Genomic DNA, 19,865 nt, shown 5'->3' with positions numbered 1-19,865 from the left:
CTGATGAATATTCTGTTCTCTGATAATAAATCAGGCATCGCATATATTAAATAACAATGGAGTGACTCCACTGTGCGTAAATATAAATTATCGCTTCCTTTACCGGATATTACGGGAGTATGGGTTTTCTCCCTGGGCGTCTGGTTTCACATTGTCGGGCGGCTGGTTTACCGCAAACCCTGGATGGCTTTTTTTCTGGCGGAACTGATTGCCATCATTCTGATGTTGTCCGGCGCTTACTGGGTGCTGGATGCCTGGATAGCCCGCGTCAGCCGGGAAGAGCGTGCGTTACTGGAAGCCCGTCAGGCTGCCATTCTGGCTGCTGAAAAAGAAGAAAAGGGGGATAAATCACATGTCTCTCAATAAGGCTTTGCTGTTCCTGTTGCTTCTGGTGGGGACGGGGGTTAATGCCTCCACGCGGGAAGAGATTGAACGGCTGTATAACCCGCACGGGATGGCCGCACCGTCCGGGCAAAAGCAGCCAGCAGATACGCAGGGCGTGCAGAAGGTAACGCCGGCGCCCCGCTGGTTTCGTCTCAGCAATGGTAAAACGGTTAACCTCGCCGACTGGAAAGTGGTGTTGTTCATGCAAAGAAGCTGCCCCTGGTGCCACCAGTTTGACCCGGTACTGAAGCAGGTGGCACAGCAGTATGGATTTTCGGTATTCCCTTATACCCTGGACGGCCAGGGGGATGCCGCGTTTCCGGAGGCGCTGCCGGCACCGCCGGAAGTGATGCAGACCTTCTTCCCCAATATTCCCGTCGCCACCCCGACAACATTTCTGGTTAACGTGAACACACTTGAAGCATTGCCTCTTTTGCAGGGGGCCACCGACGCCGCCGGTTTTATGGCCCGGATGGATACCGTTCTGCAGATGTACGGAGAAAAACATGCAGGGTAAAACGAGAATTAAACCGCTTTTCATATTATGTACGGCGCTGATGACCGTCGCACCCGCCGTCTCTGCCGATGTGAACAGCGACATGAACCAGTTCTTCAATAAGCTGGGCTTTGCTTCCAATACCACACAGCCCTCCGTCTGGCAGGGACAGGCGGCAGGATATGCCTCCGGCGGCTCTTTATATGCCCGGACACAGGTAAAAAATGTCCAGCTGGTCTCCATGACCCTGCCGGATATCAATGCCGGTTGCGGGGGCATCGATGCCTATCTCGGCTCATTCAGTTTCATTAACGGCGAGCAGCTGCAGCGTTTTGTGAAGCAGATTATGAGTAACGCCGCAGGGTACTTTTTTGACCTTGCGCTGCAGACGACGGTGCCGGAAATCAAAACGGCAAAGGATTTTCTGCAGAAAATGGCCTCCGACATTAACAGTATGAACCTCAGCTCCTGCCAGGCGGCGCAGGGGATTGTCGGGGGGCTTTTCCCAAAAACACAGGTCTCCCAGCAGAAGGTCTGCCAGGACATTGCCGGTGAGAGCAATATTTTTGCCGACTGGGCGGCGTCCCGGCAGGGATGTACTGTGGGCGGGCAATCCGACAGCGTCAGGGATAAAGCCAGTGACAAGGATAAGGAGCGGGTGACCAAAAATATCAACATCATGTGGAATGCTTTGTCCAAAAACAGGATGTTTGACGGCAACAAGGAGCTGAAAGAGTTCGTGATGACGCTGACCGGTTCACTGGTTTTTGGACCCAACGGCGAAATCACGCCCCTGCCTGCCAGAACCACCGACCGGGCTATTATCCGGGCATTAATGGAAGGCGGAACGGCGAAGATATACCACTGCAATGATTCGGATAAATGCCTGAAGGTGGTGGCCGACACGCCGGTGACCATCAGTCGCGACAATGCGCTCAAATCACAGATTACGAAGCTGCTGACCAGTATTCAGAACAAGGCGGTCAGCGACACTCCCTTGGATAATAAGGAAAAAGGGTTTATCTCCAGCACCACCATCCCGGTTTTCAAATACCTGGTTGACCCGCAGATGCTCGGCGTGTCAACCAGCATGATTTATCAGCTGACGGATTATATCGGGTACGACATCCTGCTGCAGTATATCCAGGAGCTGATCCAGCAGGCCCGGGCGATGGTGGCCACAGGGAATTATGACGAGGCGGTTATCGAACATATCACCGACAACATGAATGACGCGACCCGGCAGATAGCGTCCTTCCAGGCGCAGGTCCAGGTGCAGCAGGATGCGCTGCTGGTTGTCGACCGTCAGATGAGCTACATGCGCCAGCAGCTGTCAGCCCGCATGCTCAGCCGTTACCAGAACAACTATCATTTTGGCGGAGGTGCGCAGTGAACGAAGTCTATGTCATTGCCGGCGGAGAATGGCTGAGTAATAACCTGAACGCCATTGCGGCCTTCATGAGCACCCGGACGTGGGACTCCATTGAGAAAATTGCGCTGACCCTGTCCGTTCTCGCGGTGTCCGTTATGTGGGTACAGCGACATAACGTGATGGATCTGCTGGGCTGGGTGGCGGTGTTTGTGCTGATATCACTTCTGGTGACCATACGGACATCAGTACAGATAATTGATAACAGCGACCTGGTGAGGGTTTACCGGGTGGATAATGTGCCGGTCGGACTGGCACTCCCCCTTTCGCTGACGACCCGGATCGGGCATGCGATGGTGGCCAGCTATGAGATGATTTTTGCCCAGCCGGACAGCGTCACCTACAGCAAGACAGGTATGCTGTTCGGGGCGAATCTGATTGTGAAAAGCACCGATTTCCTGTCCCGGAATCCGGAAATCATTAACCTGTTTCAGGACTACGTCCAGAACTGTGTGCTGGGGGATATTTACCTCAATCACAAATATTCCCTGGAAGAACTGATGGAATCCGATGACCCCTATACGCTGATTTTTTCCCGCCCCAGTCCGTTGCGGGGGGTTTATGACAAAAATAATCATTTTGTCACCTGCAAGGATGCGTCGGTCACGCTGAAAGACAAGCTGAATCTCGATACAAAGACAGGAGGCAAGACCTGGCATTATTATGTGCAGCAGATATTTGGGGGCAGGCCGGACCCTGACCTGTTATTCAGGGAACTGGTAAGTGACAGTTACAGTTATTTCTACGGCTCCAGCCAGTCAGCCAGCCAGATCATGCGTAAGAATGTAACAATGAACGCTCTGAAAGAAGGGATCACCAGTAATGCAGCCCGTAACGGTGATACCGCCAGTCTGGTGAATCTGGCCACCACATCCTCGATGGAAAAACAACGTTTGTCACATGTCTCCATTGGTTATGTGACAATGCGAAACCTGCCGATGGTACAGACTATTCTGCTGGGGATAGCCATCGGGATTTTCCCGTTACTGGTTCTGGCCGCTGTCTTTAATAAACTGACGCTGTCAGTGCTGAAAGGGTATGTATTTGCCCTGATGTGGCTGCAGACATGGCCGTTGCTGTATGCCATTCTGAACAGCGCCATGGTGTTCTATGCGAAACAGAATGGTGCCCCGGTGGTGCTGTCAGAACTCTCTCAGATACAGCTGAAATATTCCGATCTGGCATCAACCGCAGGTTATCTCTCTGCCATGATTCCCCCGCTGTCGTGGATGATGGTAAAAGGTCTGGGCGCTGGATTTTCCAGCGTTTACAGCCACTTTGCGTCTTCGTCTATCAGCCCGACGGCCAGTGCGGCTGCCGGCGTGGTGGACGGCAATTATTCCTACGGCAACATGCAGACGGAGAACGTCAACGGCTTTAACTGGAGTACCAACAGTACCACGTCATTTGGCCAGATGACTTACCAGACCGGTAGTGGGGCGACCGCCACGCAGACCCGGGACGGCAATATGGTCATGGATGCCAGCGGTGCGCAGTCCAGACTGCCGGTGAATATCAACGCGACCCGGCAGATAGCGGCGGCACAGCAGGAGATGGCGCGGGAAGCCAGCACGCAGGCAGAAAACGCCCTGCATGGTTTCAGCAGCAGTATCGCCAGCGCCTGGAATACGCTCAGCCAGTTCGGGACGAACCGGGGCAGCAGCGACTCAGTGACCAGTGGTGCTGACAGCACCATGAGCGCGCAGGATTCCATAATGGCCAGCCGGATGCGCAGCGCAGTGGAAAGCTATGCGAAGGCACATAATATCAGTAATGAGCAGGCCACTCAGGAACTTGCAGCGAGAAGTACGCGAACATCTGGGGGTATTTATGGTGATGCAAGTGCAGAGTGGGGCATAAGGCCCAAGATATTGGGGGTCGGTGGTGGAGCTGGTGTTAAAGCCGGTGGTCGTGCTGGTATTGATTGGAGCGATGATGATACGCATCAGGCCAGCAGTAGTTCACGATCCAGCCAGGATGTTCGTCATGGTGTTGATGCCAAAGCCACGCAGGATTTTAAGGAGGCCAGCGATTACTTCACGAGCCGTAAGGTCAGTGAGTCCGGAAGCCATACGGACAATAATGCTGATTCTCGTGTGGATCATTTGTCTGCCGCCCTGAACTCAGCGAAACAGAGTTATGACCAGTACACCACGAACCTGACCCGCAGCCATGAGTATGCTGAGATGGCGTCCCGTACAGAAAGCATGAGTGGGCAGATGAGCGAAGATTTGTCACAGCAGTTTGTGAATTTTGTGCAAAAGCATGCGCCACAGGATGCAGAAAATATTCTGACAAATACCAGCTCGCCGGAGGTGGCAGAACGACGTCGGGCAATGGCCTGGGCCTTTGTTCAGGAGCAGGTACAGCCTGGTGTGGATAATGCCTGGGGCGAAGCCCGCGGTGATATTGGCAGTGGTATGAGCACAGTATCCGGTGGTGGTGATAAACAGGATGTGGTAGCCGATCATCAGGCCCATCAGGCAACGGTGGAACAACGGACGCGGGACAGTAATATCAGTAATGATGTAAAAAACCAGGTTGATAATATGGTCACAGACTATCATTCCGATATAAACGATACTTATGGAAATATCCAGGGTGAGGAAAAGACTATTGACCAGCAGTATTCTGGCCTGCAAAAACAGTATAAAACAGAAGCACTATCTCAGAATAATAAATATAATGAAGAAAAGGCTGCACAGGAAAGGATGCCTGGCGCGGACAGTCCTGAAGAACTGATGAAGAGGGCAAAAGAGTATCAGGATAAGCACAAACAGTAAGGCGATATCCGGGAGGTGGGAATGAAAAATTTAGCTCAGATTGTTCTGGTGACAGTGGTACAGTTTATTGCCTGTTATCTAGCTGAGTGGGGAGTCGCTGAAACAGGGACTATCCTGTTATTTGTCCTGCTGTGGCAGGGGCTGTTTATCTGGTTATTTATTCAAATTCGTAAAAAAAATAACATATCTGATGAGTTCAAGTTTAGTAAAGGAATTTGGTATGTAATTATGCCCGTATGCTCATTACTCTCGCCATTATTAAGTTTAATGATTTTTATCGGTGGAACATTATATGAATTAAGACGAGTAAGTGGTTGTATAAGCATAAAAGAGTGGATGAAATGTCAGCTTGATGACCAATATGATGAAGATAGGGGTCTGGATTTTGAATCTGTTGAGTATCGTCAAACGACTTACTACAACCCCTCAACTGGATATCCTATGCATGGAGGAGTTGATTCGGCTGGTAATACTTTTGGGTCTCGCTGGCAGGATAATAATGACAGGTAATAAGAAAACTATGGTTGGTAAATAAAGGTAATTGGATGAAAATGAAAAAAATAATGATGGTTACACTGGTCAGTTCCACTCTGGCCCTGTCAGGGTGTGGTGCGATGAGCACAGCAATCAAAAAGCGTAATCTTGAAGTGAAAACCCAGATGAGCCAGACCATCTGGCTTGACCCGTCCAGTGAACGGACGGTGTATCTGCAGGTGAAAAATACCTCCGATAAGAATATGAGTGACCTTCAGAGCCTGATTGCAAAAGATATTCAGGCAAAAGGGTATACTGTGGTTACCTCACCAGACAAAGCATACTACTGGATTCAGGCCAACGTGCTGAAGGCCGACAAGATGGATTTGCGTGAGTCCCAGGGATGGCTGAACCGTGGTTATGAAGGTGCGCTCTCCGGGGCAGCGCTCGGGGCCGGTATCACAGCGTATAACTCTAACTCAGCAGGTGCCACGCTGGGAGTAGGGCTTGCTGCCGGGCTTGTGGGGATGGCCGCTGATGCGATGGTGGAAGATATTAACTACACCATGATCACCGACGTACAGATCTCAGAACGGACAAAAGCGACCGTGACAACGGACAATGTTGCCGCCCTCCGCCAGGGAACCTCGGGTGCCAAAATCCAGACCAGCACCGAAACCGGTAATCAGCATAAATACCAGACCCGTGTGGTATCGAATGCCAACAAGGTTAACCTGAAGTTTGAAGAGGCAAAACCCGTGCTGGAAGACCAACTGGCCAAATCAATCGCAAATATTCTTTAATCATCTTCAGGAGGCCGGTCTGACTGGCCTCCTGACTGACGCCTCGCTTTGCTCGTTGTCCAGGCCCGGAAAGAAATAAAATAAATTTCATTTCTCTCCGGCGTTTCCGAAATAAATATGAAAACACTGAGCGGTTGTGCAAATTCTTTGTGCGTCCGTGAAGTGTTGCCGCGAAGCGGGAATAATAAGGATACGGAATGCCATTATCAGAACTTCTTTGTCACATGACTAACGGCAATCCGTTTTCCTGGCTGTTTGCTGTACTGGTAGTCTGTGCTGCTGTTCTTTATTTTCTGAAAAAACGAAAGTAACGGTTGGTCATTTATTCAAATTAATTCCCCGTCCGGACTGATAATCTTTCTTTGGAATAACATCTATGAGCTTTAATGCGAAGGATATGACCCAGGGCGGTCAGATTGCGTCCATGCGTATTCGCATGTTCAGCCAGATCGCCAACATTATATTTTACTGCCTGTTTATTTTCTTCTGGATACTCGTCGGCCTGGTGTTATGGGTGAAACTCAGCTGGCAGACGTTTGTGAATGGGTGTATCTACTGGTGGTGTACCACGCTTGAAGGAATGCGGGATTTAATTAAATCCCAGCCTGTCTATGAGATCCGGTATTACGGCCAGACGTTCCGGATGAACGCCGCTCAGGTTCTGCAGGACAAATACACGGTCTGGTGTGGGGAGCAACTGTGGTCGGCCTTTGTTCTGGCCGCCTGTGTGGCGCTGGTTATCTGCCTGATTACATTTTTTATGACCACATGGATTCTGGGGCGTCAGGGTAAACAACAGAGCGAAAATGAAGTCACAGGTGGTCGTCAGCTGACAGACAATCCGAAAGACGTTGCCCGGATGCTGAAAAAAGACGGCAAGGACTCCGATATCCGGATTGGCGACCTGCCGATTATCCGGGATTCCGAAATCCAGAACTTCTGTCTGCACGGCACGGTCGGGGCCGGTAAGTCGGAAGTTATCCGTCGTCTGGCCAACTACGCCCGTCAGCGTGGTGATATGGTGGTGATTTATGACCGTTCAGGGGAATTTGTTAAAAGTTACTATGATCCCTCTATCGATAAAATCCTGAATCCGCTGGATGCACGCTGTGCCGCCTGGGATTTGTGGAAGGAGTGCCTGACACAGCCGGATTTTGATAATACGGCAAATACTCTGATCCCGATGGGCACAAAAGAGGACCCGTTCTGGCAGGGTTCAGGACGTACCATTTTTGCGGAAGCGGCGTACCTGATGCGTAATGACCCCAACCGCAGTTACAGCAAACTGGTGGATACACTGCTTTCCATCAAAATTGAAAAACTGCGTACCTTCCTGCGTAATTCACCGGCGGCCAACCTGGTGGAAGAGAAAATTGAGAAAACGGCGATTTCCATCCGTGCTGTGCTGACCAACTACGTGAAAGCCATCCGTTACCTGCAGGGGATTGAGCATAACGGTGAGCCTTTTACCATCCGTGACTGGATGCGTGGTGTCCGGGAAGATCAGAAAAACGGCTGGCTGTTTATCTCGTCGAATGCCGACACCCATGCCTCCCTGAAGCCGGTGATCTCCATGTGGCTGTCCATTGCCATTCGTGGTCTGCTGGCAATGGGAGAAAACCGTAACCGTCGTGTGTGGTTTTTCTGTGATGAGTTACCCACGTTACACAAACTGCCGGACCTGGTGGAGATCCTGCCGGAAGCCCGTAAGTTCGGAGGCTGCTATGTGTTTGGTATCCAGTCTTATGCCCAGCTGGAAGATATCTACGGTGAGAAAGCGGCAGCCACGCTGTTTGACGTCATGAACACCCGTGCCTTTTTCCGTTCTCCCAGCCATAAGATTGCAGAGTTCGCTGCCGGTGAAATTGGTGAGAAAGAGCACCTGAAAGCCAGCGAGCAGTATTCCTACGGTGCTGACCCGGTACGTGACGGGGTATCGACCGGTAAGGATATGGAGCGCCAGACACTGGTCAGTTATTCCGACATTCAGTCTCTGCCGGATCTGACCTGCTATGTCACCCTGCCCGGACCGTATCCGGCAGTAAAACTCTCACTGAAATATCAGGCACGACCGAAGGTTGCTCCGGAGTGTATTCCGCGTGAGATCAACCCGGAAATGGAGAACCGCCTGAGTGCCGTACTTGCCGCAAGGGAAGCAGAAGGTCGCCAGATGGCCAGCCTCTTCGAACCGGATGTGCCGGAGGTTGTTTCCGGAGAGGACGTGACTCAGGCTGAACAGCCGCAACAGCCGCAACAGCCGCAACAGCCGCAACAGCCACAGCCCACGGTTGTCAGCGATAAAAAATCAGCAGCGGCGGGTACCGCCGCGAATACGTCCGCAGGCGGTGTCGGACAGGAACTGAAAATGAAGCAGGAAGACGAAGAGCAGCCGCTGCCCCCCGGCATTAATGCGTCCGGTGAAGTGGTGGACATGGCGGCGTATGAGCGCTGGCGGCAGGAGCAGGAGGTGAATACTCAGCAGCAGATGCAACGGCGGGAGGAAGTGAATATCAACGTTCACCGTGGGCACGGAAAGGATGAACCGGAGCCGGGAGATCATTTCTGATGATGAGTATTGCGCAGGTTCGTTCGGCGGGAAGTGCCGCCGGTTACTACAGCGACAGGGATAACTACTACGTGCTGGGCAGTCTGGAGGAACGCTGGGCTGGAAAAGGCGCGGAGCAGCTGGGGCTGCAGGGCGCCGTCGATAAGGAGGTGTTCACCCGGGTACTGGAGGGCAGACTGCCCGACGGGGCTGATCTGAGCCGGCAGCAGGACGGCGGCAACAAACACCGCCCCGGCTATGATCTGACCTTCTCTGCCCCCAAAAGTGTTTCCCTGATGGCCATGCTGGGGGGCGATAAACGCCTGACTGAGGCACACAACCAGGCGGTGGATATCGCTGTCCGTCAGGTGGAGGCCCTGGCCTCCACCAGGGTGATGACGGACGGGCAGTCAGAAACGGTGCTCACCGGGAACCTGGTGATGGCGCTGTTCAATCATGACACCAGTCGTGACCAGGAGCCGCAGCTGCATACCCATGCCGTGGTGGCCAACGTCACGCTGCATGACGGGGAATGGAAGACCCTGAGCAGTGATAAGGTGGGAAAAACGGGATTTATCGAGAATGTCTATGCTAACCAGATAGCCTTCGGGAAGATTTACCGCGCGGTGCTGAAAGAGAAGGTTGAAGCGCTGGGCTATGAAACGGAAGTGGTCGGTAAGCACGGTATGTGGGAGATGCCCGGTGTCCCGGTGGAGGCCTTTTCCAGCCGTTCGCAGGCCATCCGGGAGGCGGTCGGGGAGGATGCCTCGCTGAAATCCCGGGATGTGGCGGCGCTGGATACGCGTAAATCCAAACAGCATGTCGATCCGGAAGTGAAAATGGCTGAGTGGATGCAGACCCTGAAAGATACAGGGTTTGATATCAGCGCATACCGTGAGGCTGCGGACAGGCGGGCGGAAATACAGGCAGCACAGCCTGTTCCGTCACAGGAGCAGCCGGATATTCAGCAGGCGGTGACGCAGGCCATTGCCGGATTAAGCGACCGGAAGGTTCAGTTTACGTATACCGACGTGCTGGCCAGAACGGTCGGCATGCTGCCGCCGGAAGCCGGCGTGATTGAGAAAGCCCGGGACGGGATTGATGAGGCCATCAGCCGCGAGCAGCTTATCCCCCTCGACCGGGAGAAAGGACTGTTCACCTCCGGTATTCATGTGCTCGATGAGCTGTCTGTCCGGGCACTCAGCAGCGATATCATGAAGCAGAACCGGGTGACCGTCCATCCGGAGAAGAGCGTGCCCCGCACGGGAAGTTACAGCGACGCGGTGAGTGTCCTGGCTCAGGATCGCCCGTCACTGGCCATTATCAGTGGTCAGGGCGGTGCTGCCGGTCAGCGGGAGCGGGTGGCGGAGCTGACGATGATGGCCCGGGAGCAGGGGCGTGAGGTGCAGATTATTGCCGCCGACCGCCGTTCGCAGACGAACCTGAAGCAGGATGAACGTCTGTCCGGTGAGCTGATAACCGGGCGTCGTCAGTTGCAGGAGGGCATGTCATTTTCCCCGGGCAGTACCGTTATTGTCGACCAGGGCGAAAAGCTGTCCCTGAAGGAGACTCTGACCCTGCTGGATGGCGCGGCGCGTCATAACATCCAGGTGCTCATTACCGACAGCGGTCAGCGCACCGGTACCGGCAGCGCGCTGATGGCCATGAAGGAGGCCGGCGTGAACAGTTACCGCTGGCAGGGCGGGCAGCAGACCCCGGCGACCGTTATCAGCGAGCCGGACCGGAATGTCCGCTATGCCCGGCTGGCCGGTGATTTTGTGGCTGCGGTGAAAGCCGGGGAAGAGAGCGTGGCGCAGGTCAGCGGCGTGCGTGAACAGGCCATACTGGCGGGGATGATACGCAGTGAGCTGAAGACGCAGGGGATACTCGGGCAGCAGGACACCATGATGACCGCGCTGTCACCGGTCTGGCTGGACAGCCGGAACCGTTACCTGCGCGATATGTACCGTGAAGGGATGGTGATGGAGCAGTGGAACCCGGAGAAACGGTCCCATGACCGGTATGTGATTGACCGGGTGACCGCACAAAGTCACAGTCTGACCCTGCGGGATGCGCAGGGAGAGACGCAGATGGTGCGGATTTCAGCCCTGGACAGCAGCTGGTCACTCTTCCGGCCGGAGAAGATACCGGTGGCAGACGGCGAGCGTCTTATGGTGACGGGAAAAATTCCCGGGCTTCGCGTCTCCGGCGGTGACCGCTTGCAGGTGTCGTCCGTCAGTGAAGACGCGATGACGGTTGTTGTGCCGGGACGGGCTGAGCCGGCTTCCCTGCCGGTGGGGGATTCCCCGTTCACGGCGCTGAAGCTGGAAAACGGCTGGGTGGAAACACCCGGGCATTCCGTCAGTGACAGTGCGAAAGTTTTTGCTTCCGTCACACAGATGGCGATGGACAACGCCACCCTGAACGGTCTGGCCCGCAGCGGCCGGGATGTCCGGCTGTATTCCTCACTGGATGAGACCCGCACTGCTGAAAAACTCTCCCGTCACCCGTCTTTTACGGTCGTTTCTGAGCAGATAAAGGCGCGTGCCGGTGAGGTATCGCTGGAAACCGCCATCAGCCGCCAGAAAGCCGGGCTTCACACGCCGGCACAGCAGGCCATTCACCTTGCCCTTCCGGTGGTGGAAAGTAAAAACCTGGCATTCAGTCAGGTGGACCTGCTGACGGAGGCGAAGTCGTTTGCTGCAGAGGGAACCGGTTTTGCTGACCTGGGACGGGAAATTGATGCGCAGATAAAACGGGGCGATTTACTGCATGTGGATGTGGCAAAAGGTTATGGCACAGACCTGCTGATTTCCCGTGCGTCGTATGACGCTGAAAAGAGTATTCTGCATCATATCCTTGAGGGCAAGGAGGCGGTCACGCCACTGATGGAGAGGGTACCCGGCGAACTCATGGAGACTCTGACATCCGGACAGCGTGCCGCCACCCGTATGATACTGGAAACGAAAGACCGTTTCACCGTGGTACAGGGTTATGCCGGGGTGGGCAAGACCACCCAGTTCCGGGCGGTGATGTCAGCGGTGAACCTGCTGCCGGAGAGTGAGCGTCCACGCGTCGTGGGGCTGGGACCGACCCACAGGGCGGTCGGGGAGATGCGCAGTGCCGGCGTGGAAGCACAGACGCTGGCGTCCTTTCTGCACGACACGCAACTGCAGCAGCGCAGCGGTGAAACGCCGGATTTCAGCAACACGCTGTTCCTCCTTGATGAGAGTTCGATGGTGGGCAACACCGATATGGCGCGGGCATACGCCCTGATTGCGGCCGGTGGTGGTCGTGCCGTGGCGAGCGGTGACACGGACCAGCTGCAGGCCATCGCACCCGGCCAGCCTTTCCGCCTGCAGCAGACGCGCAGCGCGGCTGATGTGGCCATCATGAAGGAGATTGTACGCCAGACACCGGAACTGCGGGACGCCGTGTACAGCCTGATTAACCGGGATGTGAATAAGGCACTGTCCGGGCTTGAAAACGTGAAGCCGGTTCAGGTTCCCCGCCTGAAGGGGGCATGGGCGCCGGAAAACTCGGTGACGGAGTTCAGCCGTCTGCAGGAGCGGGAACTGGCGAAAGCCGCACAGGAGGCGGAGAAAAAGGGCGAAGCCTTTCCGGATGTACCCATGACGCTGTATGAGGCCATTGTCCGCGACTATACCGGCAGAACGCCGGACGCCCGGGAGCAGACGCTGATTGTCACGCATCTGAATGAGGATCGTCGGGTGCTGAACAGCATGATTCAGGATGCACTGGCGAAACCGGGTGAGCAGCAGGTCACTGTCCCTGTACTGACCACCGCGAATATCCGTGACGGGGAGCTGCGCCGTCTGTCAACCTGGGAGAATCATCAGGGCGCGCTTGCCCTGGTGGATAATGTGTATCACCGGATTGCCGGTATCAGTAAGGAGGACGGGCTGATTACCCTGCAGGATGCCGACGGCAACACGCGCCTTATTTCCCCCCGGGAAGCAGCGGCAGAGGGCGTCACACTGTACAATCCGGAAACTATCCGGGTGGGGGCCGGTGACCGGATGCGTTTCACGAAGAGTGACAGGGAACGCGGGTATGTGGCCAACAGCGTCTGGACGGTGACGGCGGTTTCCGGTGACAGCGTCACGCTGTCAGACGGGAAACAGACCCGCATGGTGCGTCCCGGGCAGGACAGGGCAGAGCAGCATATTGACCTGGCGTATGCCATCACCGCCCACGGTGCGCAGGGGGCCAGTGAGACGTTTGCCATTGCGCTGGAGGGAACCGAAGGGGGCCGGAAACAGATGGCCGGTTTTGAGTCGGCGTATGTGGCGCTGTCGCGTATGAAGCAGCATGTGCAGGTGTACACCGACGACCGTCAGGGCTGGGTTAAGGCCATCAACAGTGCGGAGCAAAAGGGCACGGCCCATGACGTGCTGGAGCCGAAATCAGAGCGTGAGATGATGAACGCAGAGCGCCTGTTCAGCACCGCCCGGGAACTGCGGGACGTGGCCGCCGGTCGTGCCGTGCTGCGCAACGCCGGACTGGCGCAGGGAGACAGCCGGGCGCGTTTTATTGCGCCGGGGCGCAAATATCCGCAGCCGTATGTGGCGCTGCCGGCGTTTGACCGTAACGGTAAATCCGCCGGTATCTGGCTGAACCCGCTGACAACGGATGACGGTGCCGGGCTGCGGGGCTTCACCGCGGAAGGTCGGGTGAAAGGCAGCGAAGAGGCGCAGTTTGTGGCCCTGCAGGGCAGTCGTAACGGCGAAAGCCTGCTGGCTGATAACATGCAGGATGGCGTCCGGATTGCCCGCGATAACCCTGACAGCGGCGTGGTGGTGAGAATTGCCGGTGACGGGCGTCCGTGGAATCCCGGCGCCATTACCGGCGGCCGGGTGTGGGGCGATATTCCTGACAGCAGCGTGCAGCCCGGCGCGGGGAACGGGGAGCCGGTCACGGCAGAGATTCTGGCACAGCGGCAGGCAGAAGAGGCAGTCCGCCGTGAAACAGAGCAGCGTGCCGCAGAGATTGTCCGTAAAATGGCTGAGGATAAACCTGACCTGCCGGAGGAGAAAACCGCGCAGACGGTCAGGGAGATTGCCAGCCAGGAGCAGGACACCATCCTGGAAGTGGCGCGGGAAAGCCGGGTCCAGGAGCGGCTGCAGCAGATGGAACAGGAGATGGTGCGTGACCTGCAGAAAGAGAGAACCCCGGGCGGGGACTGATACGGGAAGATAGACCACGATGACGATGGATAACGCCACACGTAACGATTCACCGGTTGTCCGGCTGGATACCCGGCTGCAGCGACTGCTGGTCTGGTCGCCGGGACAGAGGGATATCATCAAAACGGTGGCGCTGCTGCTGATGGTGCTGGACCATGCAAACCGTATTCTGCACCTGAACCAGACGTGGCTGTTTCTGGCCGGGCGCGGGGCGTTTCCGCTGTTTGCCCTGGTGTGGGGACTGAACCTGTCCCGGCATACGCATCTCCGCCAGTCTGCGATTAACCGGCTGTGGGGATGGGCGGTTATCGCGCAGTCAGGGTATTTTCTGGCGGGATTTCCGTGGTATGAAGGGAATATTCTGTTTGCCTTTGCGGTGGCCGCGCAGGCGCTGAAGTGGTGTGAGCAGCGCTGCCTGTTTCACTCTGTGGCCGTGCTGTTACTGCTGACGGCGTGGATACCCCTGTCCGGAACCAGCTACGGCGTTGCCGGCGTGCTGGTGCTGGTCATCTGTTACCGGCTGTACCGGACCGCAGATACTGAAGAACATCTGGCGCTTGCGGCCTGCCTGGTGGTGGCCGTCCCCGCGCTGAATCTGGTCACCAGCGATGCCGCGGCCGCAGCAGGGCTTCTGGTGACCGCGCTGGCGGTATGGCTGGTATCCCTGACAGACAAATCACTGCCACGGTTCTGGCCGGCTGATTTTTTCCCGGTATTCTACACCTGTCATCTGGCTGTGCTGGGCGTTCTGGCGATGTGACGGGTGTGGTATCTTTGGCAGTATGAGCAGGATTTGGCAGGGGCAGCATACAGCATGACTGAGCAGAAACGACCGGTACTGACACTGAAACGGAAAACGGATGGGGAAGCGCTGGCCCGCAGCAGCAAAACCATTATTAACGTCACCACGCCCCCGAAGTGGAAGGTGAAGAAACAGCAGCTGGCTGACAGGGCTGTCCGGGAAGCGTCACTGGCAGAAAAAAAAGCCCGGGCAAGAAAAGATCTGTCCATCTACCTGCGACTTCAGTCAGTGGAGGAAGCGGTCAGCACGCTGAAACCCTGGTGGCCGGGGCTGTTTGACGGCGACACGCCCCGTCTTTTCGCCTGTGGCGTGCGTGAGGCGCTGTTTGAGGACGCCTCCAGGCGTGGTATCCCGCTGTCACACAAAAAGATAATCCGTGCGCTGAAAGCGATTGCCCATTCTGAAGCATATCTCAGCGCGATGAAAGCCGGGGCCTGCCGGTATGACACGGAAGGGTATGTGACGGAGCATATTACCGTGGAGGAAGAACAGTACGCGCTGGCGCGACTGGCAAAGGTCCGGGCGCAGAACGCCAGAAAAGCGGAACTCCGCGCGGTGCTGGCGCAGACGGTCTGAACCGGAGAAGCTCGGTATAATGAGTGAACGGATGAAACAGAAAGACCGTCTGTACGGCGTGGCACCGGCCTTACTCCGGTAGCGCCAGAGTCGGGGATGTGAGTCTCTCCGGCTGGAAATGGCGGAGGATTATGCTGCCGCCCGGGCTTGGCAGCAGGCCGCAACCTAGGTCTCTCATCCGCAGTGGAGGCTGTTTGCCCTAGAAAGTGCGCGCCAGTGCTAGGGAAAAGACTATTATCCACAGGCAGAGAAACTGAGGTGTCAGCCAGTATTTTTATGTTCAGAACCTGAACGACGAACGGTATCCGGCACACAGGATGCCCCGATGCTGCAGGCTGTGATGTAAGCCAGGCCGCAGGTCCGCTATGTGTTTAAGTACTGGCCCACATTTGTACAGCAGTGGGAAAACTTGCTGAAAGCCGCACAGAAGGGGCTGGAAATCAGCGAGGGCGGATGCCTGGCTTGCGTATCACAACGGTATTTTTGCCACCAGTCATTATGAAGGCGCGCTCACCAATGAAGATATCAGTAGTGTGGCTGCCGCCGCCCTGAAAGGGCATAAAATCAGGGGGGGGAAACGTGAACACGAAAAGCATACTGGATGCCAGTAACCGACTGGCACATACGCTTGCGCTGCAGGGCTCGCCGGCGATGATAATGATGCCGGTTAAGGAGGCCACGGAGAAGAACGTGACAGTGATACCGGGCGGCGCGGGACAGGAAACCCTGGAAAACGCGGCCGTGCTGATTCTGGCCTGGATGGAGCGTAATGATCGTGCCACCACTAGGGAAGGCAATAACAATTTATCCTGACGCCTCCGCCGCTGGCGTCGTTGTCCAGCCCCGGCAATCCGGGAAAAACGAGTTCCCCCCGATTCCGGCGTTTCTGAAGTAATAAAATCACTACTCTAATCAAGTTTATATGAGGTACATAATGAGACTCAGGAAAGGTCATGGATTGACGTTGGTCACACATGCGTGTTTATCCCTGCTGGGCTCCCTGCCAGCTATTGCGGCACCGTCCGTTCAGGCCGGTTTTGCACCGGAGGGCAGCGCAGAGCAGCTGGTTCTTAAGACTATTGAGGCTGCGCAACATAATATCCGGCTGATGGGGTATTCCTTCACCTCTCCGGAGGTGGCTGGCGCTCTTATTAGTGCAAAACGTCGGGGAGTGGATGTCAGGGGGGTACTGGACTGGAAAGCCAATACTGGGAAAAACAATAACGCCAGCAGGGCGACAATGAACCTGCTGACCGGTGCCGGCATTCCGGTTCGTACTGTCAGTGTGTACAAAATTCTTCATGACAAAGTTATCGTCAGCGGCGGTCGCCACACCGAAGTGGGATCGTTTAACTATTCCCGTGCAGCAGACCGTTCGAATTCGGAGAACGTGCTTGTCGTCTGGGATGACCCAGTCTTAGCCCGCAGCTACCTGAACCACTGGACATCCCGCTGGGCGCAGGGAACGGACTGGAAACAGACGTACTGACATCCCAGTAAACGATCCTGAAACGTAAACCGTGCGCCAACACAGGTTACGTTCATAAAGTAAGTCGCTGATTTTAGAAATCTGTAGTATTCTCTGCAAACGATCTAGGTTTGATCCTTGAGGAGGCAGAGATGTCGCAGATTGAAAATGCAGTAACTTCCTCATCGAAACGCATTTACAGAAAGGGTAATCCCTTATCTTCCGCTGAGAAGAAGAGATTATCTATTTCACGAAAAAAGACGACGCATAAAGAGCTCAATGTTTTCATACAAAACATGCATAAAGAAAGCTTGCAGCAGCTTTGTGAAGAGACTGGAACTACTCAGGCTCAAATGATTGAGTTACTAATTGAACGGGAAATGGCCAAAAGAGCCTGAGATAAGAAGGTGAATGAGTAACTTTCTTGATCGTCTCGTCAGTGAGTGTTAGATTGCTGATCGTCTAAAGAATTTTGATGGCTGGCCACGCCGTAAGGTGGCAGGGAACTGGTTCTGATGAGGTGTCTACCCGGGACCAGAAAAGCAAAAACCCCGATAATCTTTCTATTCTTGGCGGGACAGAAGATTAACGGGGCCTACTTAAACTGTATAGCCACCAATCAGGCTATGCAGGGAGTATAGTTTTATGCTCAGAAAATTTCAATACTTGTTTCTGTGGCATTTACTCCTTCCGTGCATTGTAAGTGCAGGCAGAAGTGACTGACACCCGAACACTGTTCACTCATTACCGACAGGTCAAAAATCCGAATCCGGAATTCACGCCGCGAGAAGGGAAAAAGACCCTGCCGTTCTGTCGTAAGCTGATGGCGAAAGCCGAAGGGTTCACGTCCCGTTTTGATTTTTCCGTCCATGTGGCGTTCGTTCGTTCGCTGGGAAAGCGTCACCGGATGCCGCCTTTGCTGCGCCGTCGTGCCATCGATACGCTGCTTCAGGGGTTGTGCTTCCATTATGATCCACTGGCCAACCGTGTACAGAGATCCATCACCAATCTGGCTATAGAGTGCGGTCTGGCCACCGAGTCAAAAAGTGGCAATCTGTCCATCACCCGCGCCACACGGGCGCTGAAGTTTATGGCAGAGCTGGGGCTGATTACCTACCAGACCGAGTATGATCCGCAGATTGGCTGCAACATCCCGACCGATATCACCTTCACGCCGGCACTGTTCTCCGCGCTCGATGTCTCTGACGTGGCTGTTATGGCCGCCCGCCGCAGTCGTGTCGAATGGGAAAATCAGCAGCGCAAAAAGCAGAATCTGGAGCCGCTGGAGATGGACGAACTGATAGCGAAAGCCTGGCGATTTGTGCGCGAACGGTTCCGCAGCTACCAGTCTGAACGTAAACTGCACGGACTGAAACGCGCCCGGGCGCGGCGTGACGCGGACAGAACCCGTAAGGACATCGAAACACTGGTGAAACAGCAGCTGACGCGGGAATACGCCAGCGGACGCTTTACCGGCGGGCTTGATGCCATGAAGCGGGAGTTGCAGCGGCGCGTGAAAGAGCGCATGATGATGTCGCGGGGCAAAAACTACACGCGACTGGCCATGGCCACCGTCCCCATATAACCCACCAGATTATGAAAATCCGGCTGACGCCGGAGGATTTTGTACGTCTGTCGCCTGGCGCCGCCTGTTTTCTGCGCGGAACGTTCGTTCTTCCTGCCAAAATATCGCTCATTCTGCTGCCAGAATGGTCAGAAATGTTCCCGCCTGAGCCATTTCCGGACGCAATATTCAGTTACTCACAAATAACTGCAAGGGACTTTTCCATAAAGTTACAACCGATATACTGACAAAGCGCCAGGCGACCTGATTTCAAAGTGCGTGGTTTCCTTTAAACCCCTGATCTATACTTCTTTTAAATACATAATCCTCTCTCTTATAAATAAATAACCTGTTCATCACCTGCCCTGTGGACAGGTTCCAGAGAATGCCCGCCCTTGCAGCGGACTCACGTCCGCGCCGGTTCGGAAACAACATTAGTACCTCCCGTCGCGATGCGCCGGGCCCCGGTCATGCAAATAGTTACAACATCCAAAATTCTGATCAACGAAACCGGAGCAAAAACCTGATATCCAGCCCATTCCCACCACTGAAAAGCGCCGCCGCCCCGGCCCAAAGGGCCGGAATGGAGTCGCTTTTAATGATGGATGATGTAACTAAACTACTGAGTGGCGTTATGTCCCGTCTGGCTTTGCAGGGCGATGGCCCACTGCGTGAACCATCACCCCGCCAGCAGGGTGTTTTCTGTGCAGTTGTCAACCACTGAATCGGAACCCCAAAGGGGCCCCCACGATTCAGCAGTTGACAATTTCAGCTACAGTAACATCATACGATCTTTTTAAGATCAATTTGGAAAGCGGATATTTTTGTACGTTAAATGCATTATTTAACCAAGCACTCGAACAGGCGTCAGGCTGGAACAATCACCCCTAGTTAATCGGTTCCTGATCCATCCGGGCTTCGTCATTATAACGCTTATACTTGGATCATATCATTACCAATGCTAAAAGATGACATTTCTATCACGTTTGACTCTCGCTCTTCAGTAAGATGAATGACAGTTTTATTTATCTTTGCTATGGCTTCAGGTAATGTGATCCCATACCAAAAATATTCGAAAGAAGTTTTTTTTTGATCTTATATCTGTAGTGGAATAAACACGAACATTCTTCTTCCAGTTGTAAAACGTGGCCTCAGAAATTCCCATCTTTCTGCAGACTTCCCCGACGCGGGTGCCGGTTTCAGCCTGTTTCAGGGCAAATGCAATCTGTTCTTCGGTATAACGGGTCTTTTTCATGACAATGCGCCTCTCTGTGAGATGGAAGAAAGACCGGAAACTTCAGTTTAGACTGGCACTGTTTACAGGGGGAAGGTCA

15 protein-coding genes and 3 pseudogenes are annotated in these 19,865 nt (G+C 54.7%); 16 read left to right on the top strand and 2 right to left on the bottom strand.

Features of this window, described 5'->3' with window-relative positions:
• Nucleotides 1-72: 72 nt before the first annotated feature.
• From traQ to ACLJTG_RS22210, 14 genes and pseudogenes are all read left to right on the top strand, one after another.
• On the top strand, nt 73-366 hold the full coding sequence (gene traQ, locus ACLJTG_RS22275; protein WP_410959073.1) for a type-F conjugative transfer system pilin chaperone TraQ: 294 nt from the start codon (nt 73-75) through the stop codon (nt 364-366).
• Entirely contained in the window at nt 353-901 is a 549-nt protein-coding gene (trbB, locus tag ACLJTG_RS22270) for a type-F conjugative transfer system pilin assembly thiol-disulfide isomerase TrbB (protein WP_000055842.1), read from the top strand. The genes traQ and trbB overlap by 14 nt, the downstream gene beginning before the upstream one ends.
• The gene (gene traH, locus ACLJTG_RS22265) at nt 891-2,273 is read left to right on the top strand and encodes a conjugal transfer pilus assembly protein TraH (protein ID WP_001161720.1); all 1,383 of its coding nucleotides are present in this window, start codon (nt 891-893) and stop codon (nt 2,271-2,273) included. Before trbB ends, traH begins: the two co-directional genes overlap by 11 nt.
• Complete coding sequence (traG, locus tag ACLJTG_RS22260; RefSeq protein ID WP_410959072.1) at nt 2,270-5,092, top strand: conjugal transfer mating-pair stabilization protein TraG; 2,823 nt, start codon at nt 2,270-2,272, stop codon at nt 5,090-5,092. Before traH ends, traG begins: the two co-directional genes overlap by 4 nt.
• 15 nt (nt 5,093-5,107) lie before the next feature.
• Nucleotides 5,108-5,602 (top strand): entry exclusion protein, encoded by a 495-nt coding sequence (locus ACLJTG_RS22255; RefSeq protein ID WP_410959071.1) that lies wholly within the window; start codon nt 5,108-5,110, stop codon nt 5,600-5,602.
• Between the two features lie 35 nt (nt 5,603-5,637).
• The gene (gene traT / locus ACLJTG_RS22250; RefSeq protein ID WP_410959070.1) at nt 5,638-6,369 is read left to right on the top strand and encodes a conjugal transfer complement resistance protein TraT; all 732 of its coding nucleotides are present in this window, start codon (nt 5,638-5,640) and stop codon (nt 6,367-6,369) included.
• A gap of 376 nt (nt 6,370-6,745) precedes the next feature.
• Nucleotides 6,746-8,935: a type IV conjugative transfer system coupling protein TraD gene (gene traD / locus ACLJTG_RS22245; protein ID WP_410959069.1), complete on the top strand. Its 2,190-nt coding sequence runs from the start codon at nt 6,746-6,748 to the stop codon at nt 8,933-8,935.
• Entirely contained in the window at nt 8,935-14,121 is a 5,187-nt protein-coding gene (gene traI, locus ACLJTG_RS22240) for a conjugative transfer relaxase/helicase TraI (RefSeq protein WP_410959068.1), read from the top strand. The genes traD and traI overlap by 1 nt, the downstream gene beginning before the upstream one ends.
• Nucleotides 14,122-14,140: 19 nt before the next feature.
• On the top strand, nt 14,141-14,881 hold the full coding sequence (gene traX / locus ACLJTG_RS22235; RefSeq protein ID WP_410959067.1) for a conjugal transfer pilus acetylase TraX: 741 nt from the start codon (nt 14,141-14,143) through the stop codon (nt 14,879-14,881).
• Between the two features lie 54 nt (nt 14,882-14,935).
• Nucleotides 14,936-15,499 (top strand): fertility inhibition protein FinO, encoded by a 564-nt coding sequence (locus ACLJTG_RS22230; protein WP_410959066.1) that lies wholly within the window; start codon nt 14,936-14,938, stop codon nt 15,497-15,499.
• A gap of 367 nt (nt 15,500-15,866) precedes the next feature.
• Nucleotides 15,867-16,141, top strand: a pseudogene (locus tag ACLJTG_RS22225) (disulfide bond formation protein DsbA); the annotation flags it as partial.
• The gene (locus ACLJTG_RS22220; protein ID WP_410959107.1) at nt 16,115-16,312 is read left to right on the top strand and encodes a hypothetical protein; all 198 of its coding nucleotides are present in this window, start codon (nt 16,115-16,117) and stop codon (nt 16,310-16,312) included. The pseudogene ACLJTG_RS22225 and the gene ACLJTG_RS22220, both read left to right, overlap by 27 nt.
• Before the next feature lie 121 nt (nt 16,313-16,433).
• Entirely contained in the window at nt 16,434-16,988 is a 555-nt protein-coding gene (locus ACLJTG_RS22215; RefSeq protein WP_410959065.1) for a phospholipase D family protein, read from the top strand.
• A 131-nt stretch (nt 16,989-17,119) separates the two neighbouring features.
• Nucleotides 17,120-17,365: a replication regulatory protein RepA gene (locus ACLJTG_RS22210; RefSeq protein ID WP_000078116.1), complete on the top strand. Its 246-nt coding sequence runs from the start codon at nt 17,120-17,122 to the stop codon at nt 17,363-17,365.
• Between the two features lie 38 nt (nt 17,366-17,403).
• On the opposite strand, the pseudogene ACLJTG_RS22205 reads toward ACLJTG_RS22210, so the two are convergent.
• A pseudogene (locus ACLJTG_RS22205) lies at nt 17,404-17,553 on the bottom strand (replication protein RepA).
• 59 nt (nt 17,554-17,612) lie between these two features.
• Here ACLJTG_RS22205 and tap point away from each other — a divergent pair.
• Nucleotides 17,613-17,690 (top strand): RepA leader peptide Tap, encoded by a 78-nt coding sequence (tap, locus tag ACLJTG_RS22200; RefSeq protein WP_001541552.1) that lies wholly within the window; start codon nt 17,613-17,615, stop codon nt 17,688-17,690.
• Entirely contained in the window at nt 17,671-18,552 is an 882-nt protein-coding gene (gene repA / locus ACLJTG_RS22195; RefSeq protein ID WP_410959064.1) for an incFII family plasmid replication initiator RepA, read from the top strand. The genes tap and repA overlap by 20 nt, the downstream gene beginning before the upstream one ends.
• A 1,072-nt stretch (nt 18,553-19,624) precedes the next feature.
• Here repA and ACLJTG_RS22190 read toward each other — a convergent pair.
• A pseudogene (locus ACLJTG_RS22190) lies at nt 19,625-19,786 on the bottom strand (transposase); the annotation flags it as partial.
• Between the last annotated feature and the right edge of the window lie 79 nt (nt 19,787-19,865).

The sequence above is a fragment of the Salmonella sp. SAL00672 genome (genome assembly GCF_046552175.1).
In the GTDB taxonomy this organism is placed as follows: domain Bacteria; phylum Pseudomonadota; class Gammaproteobacteria; order Enterobacterales; family Enterobacteriaceae; genus Salmonella; species Salmonella enterica.
Note: the sequence above shows the minus strand (reverse complement) of the source record. Positions and strands in the feature narration are given on the sequence as shown.

Coding starts and splice junctions, on each gene's coding strand:
- ACLJTG_RS22210 (WP_000078116.1), top strand. CDS start 17,120: ATGTCGCAGATTGAAAATGCAGTAACTTCCTCATCGAAACGCATTTAC.
- ACLJTG_RS22230 (WP_410959066.1), top strand. CDS start 14,936: ATGACTGAGCAGAAACGACCGGTACTGACACTGAAACGGAAAACGGAT.
- tap (WP_001541552.1), top strand. CDS start 17,613: ATGCTCAGAAAATTTCAATACTTGTTTCTGTGGCATTTACTCCTTCCG.
- traD (WP_410959069.1), top strand. CDS start 6,746: ATGAGCTTTAATGCGAAGGATATGACCCAGGGCGGTCAGATTGCGTCC.
- ACLJTG_RS22215 (WP_410959065.1), top strand. CDS start 16,434: ATGAGACTCAGGAAAGGTCATGGATTGACGTTGGTCACACATGCGTGT.
- traH (WP_001161720.1), top strand. CDS start 891: ATGCAGGGTAAAACGAGAATTAAACCGCTTTTCATATTATGTACGGCG.
- traX (WP_410959067.1), top strand. CDS start 14,141: ATGACGATGGATAACGCCACACGTAACGATTCACCGGTTGTCCGGCTG.
- traI (WP_410959068.1), top strand. CDS start 8,935: ATGATGAGTATTGCGCAGGTTCGTTCGGCGGGAAGTGCCGCCGGTTAC.
- trbB (WP_000055842.1), top strand. CDS start 353: ATGTCTCTCAATAAGGCTTTGCTGTTCCTGTTGCTTCTGGTGGGGACG.
- traT (WP_410959070.1), top strand. CDS start 5,638: ATGAAAATGAAAAAAATAATGATGGTTACACTGGTCAGTTCCACTCTG.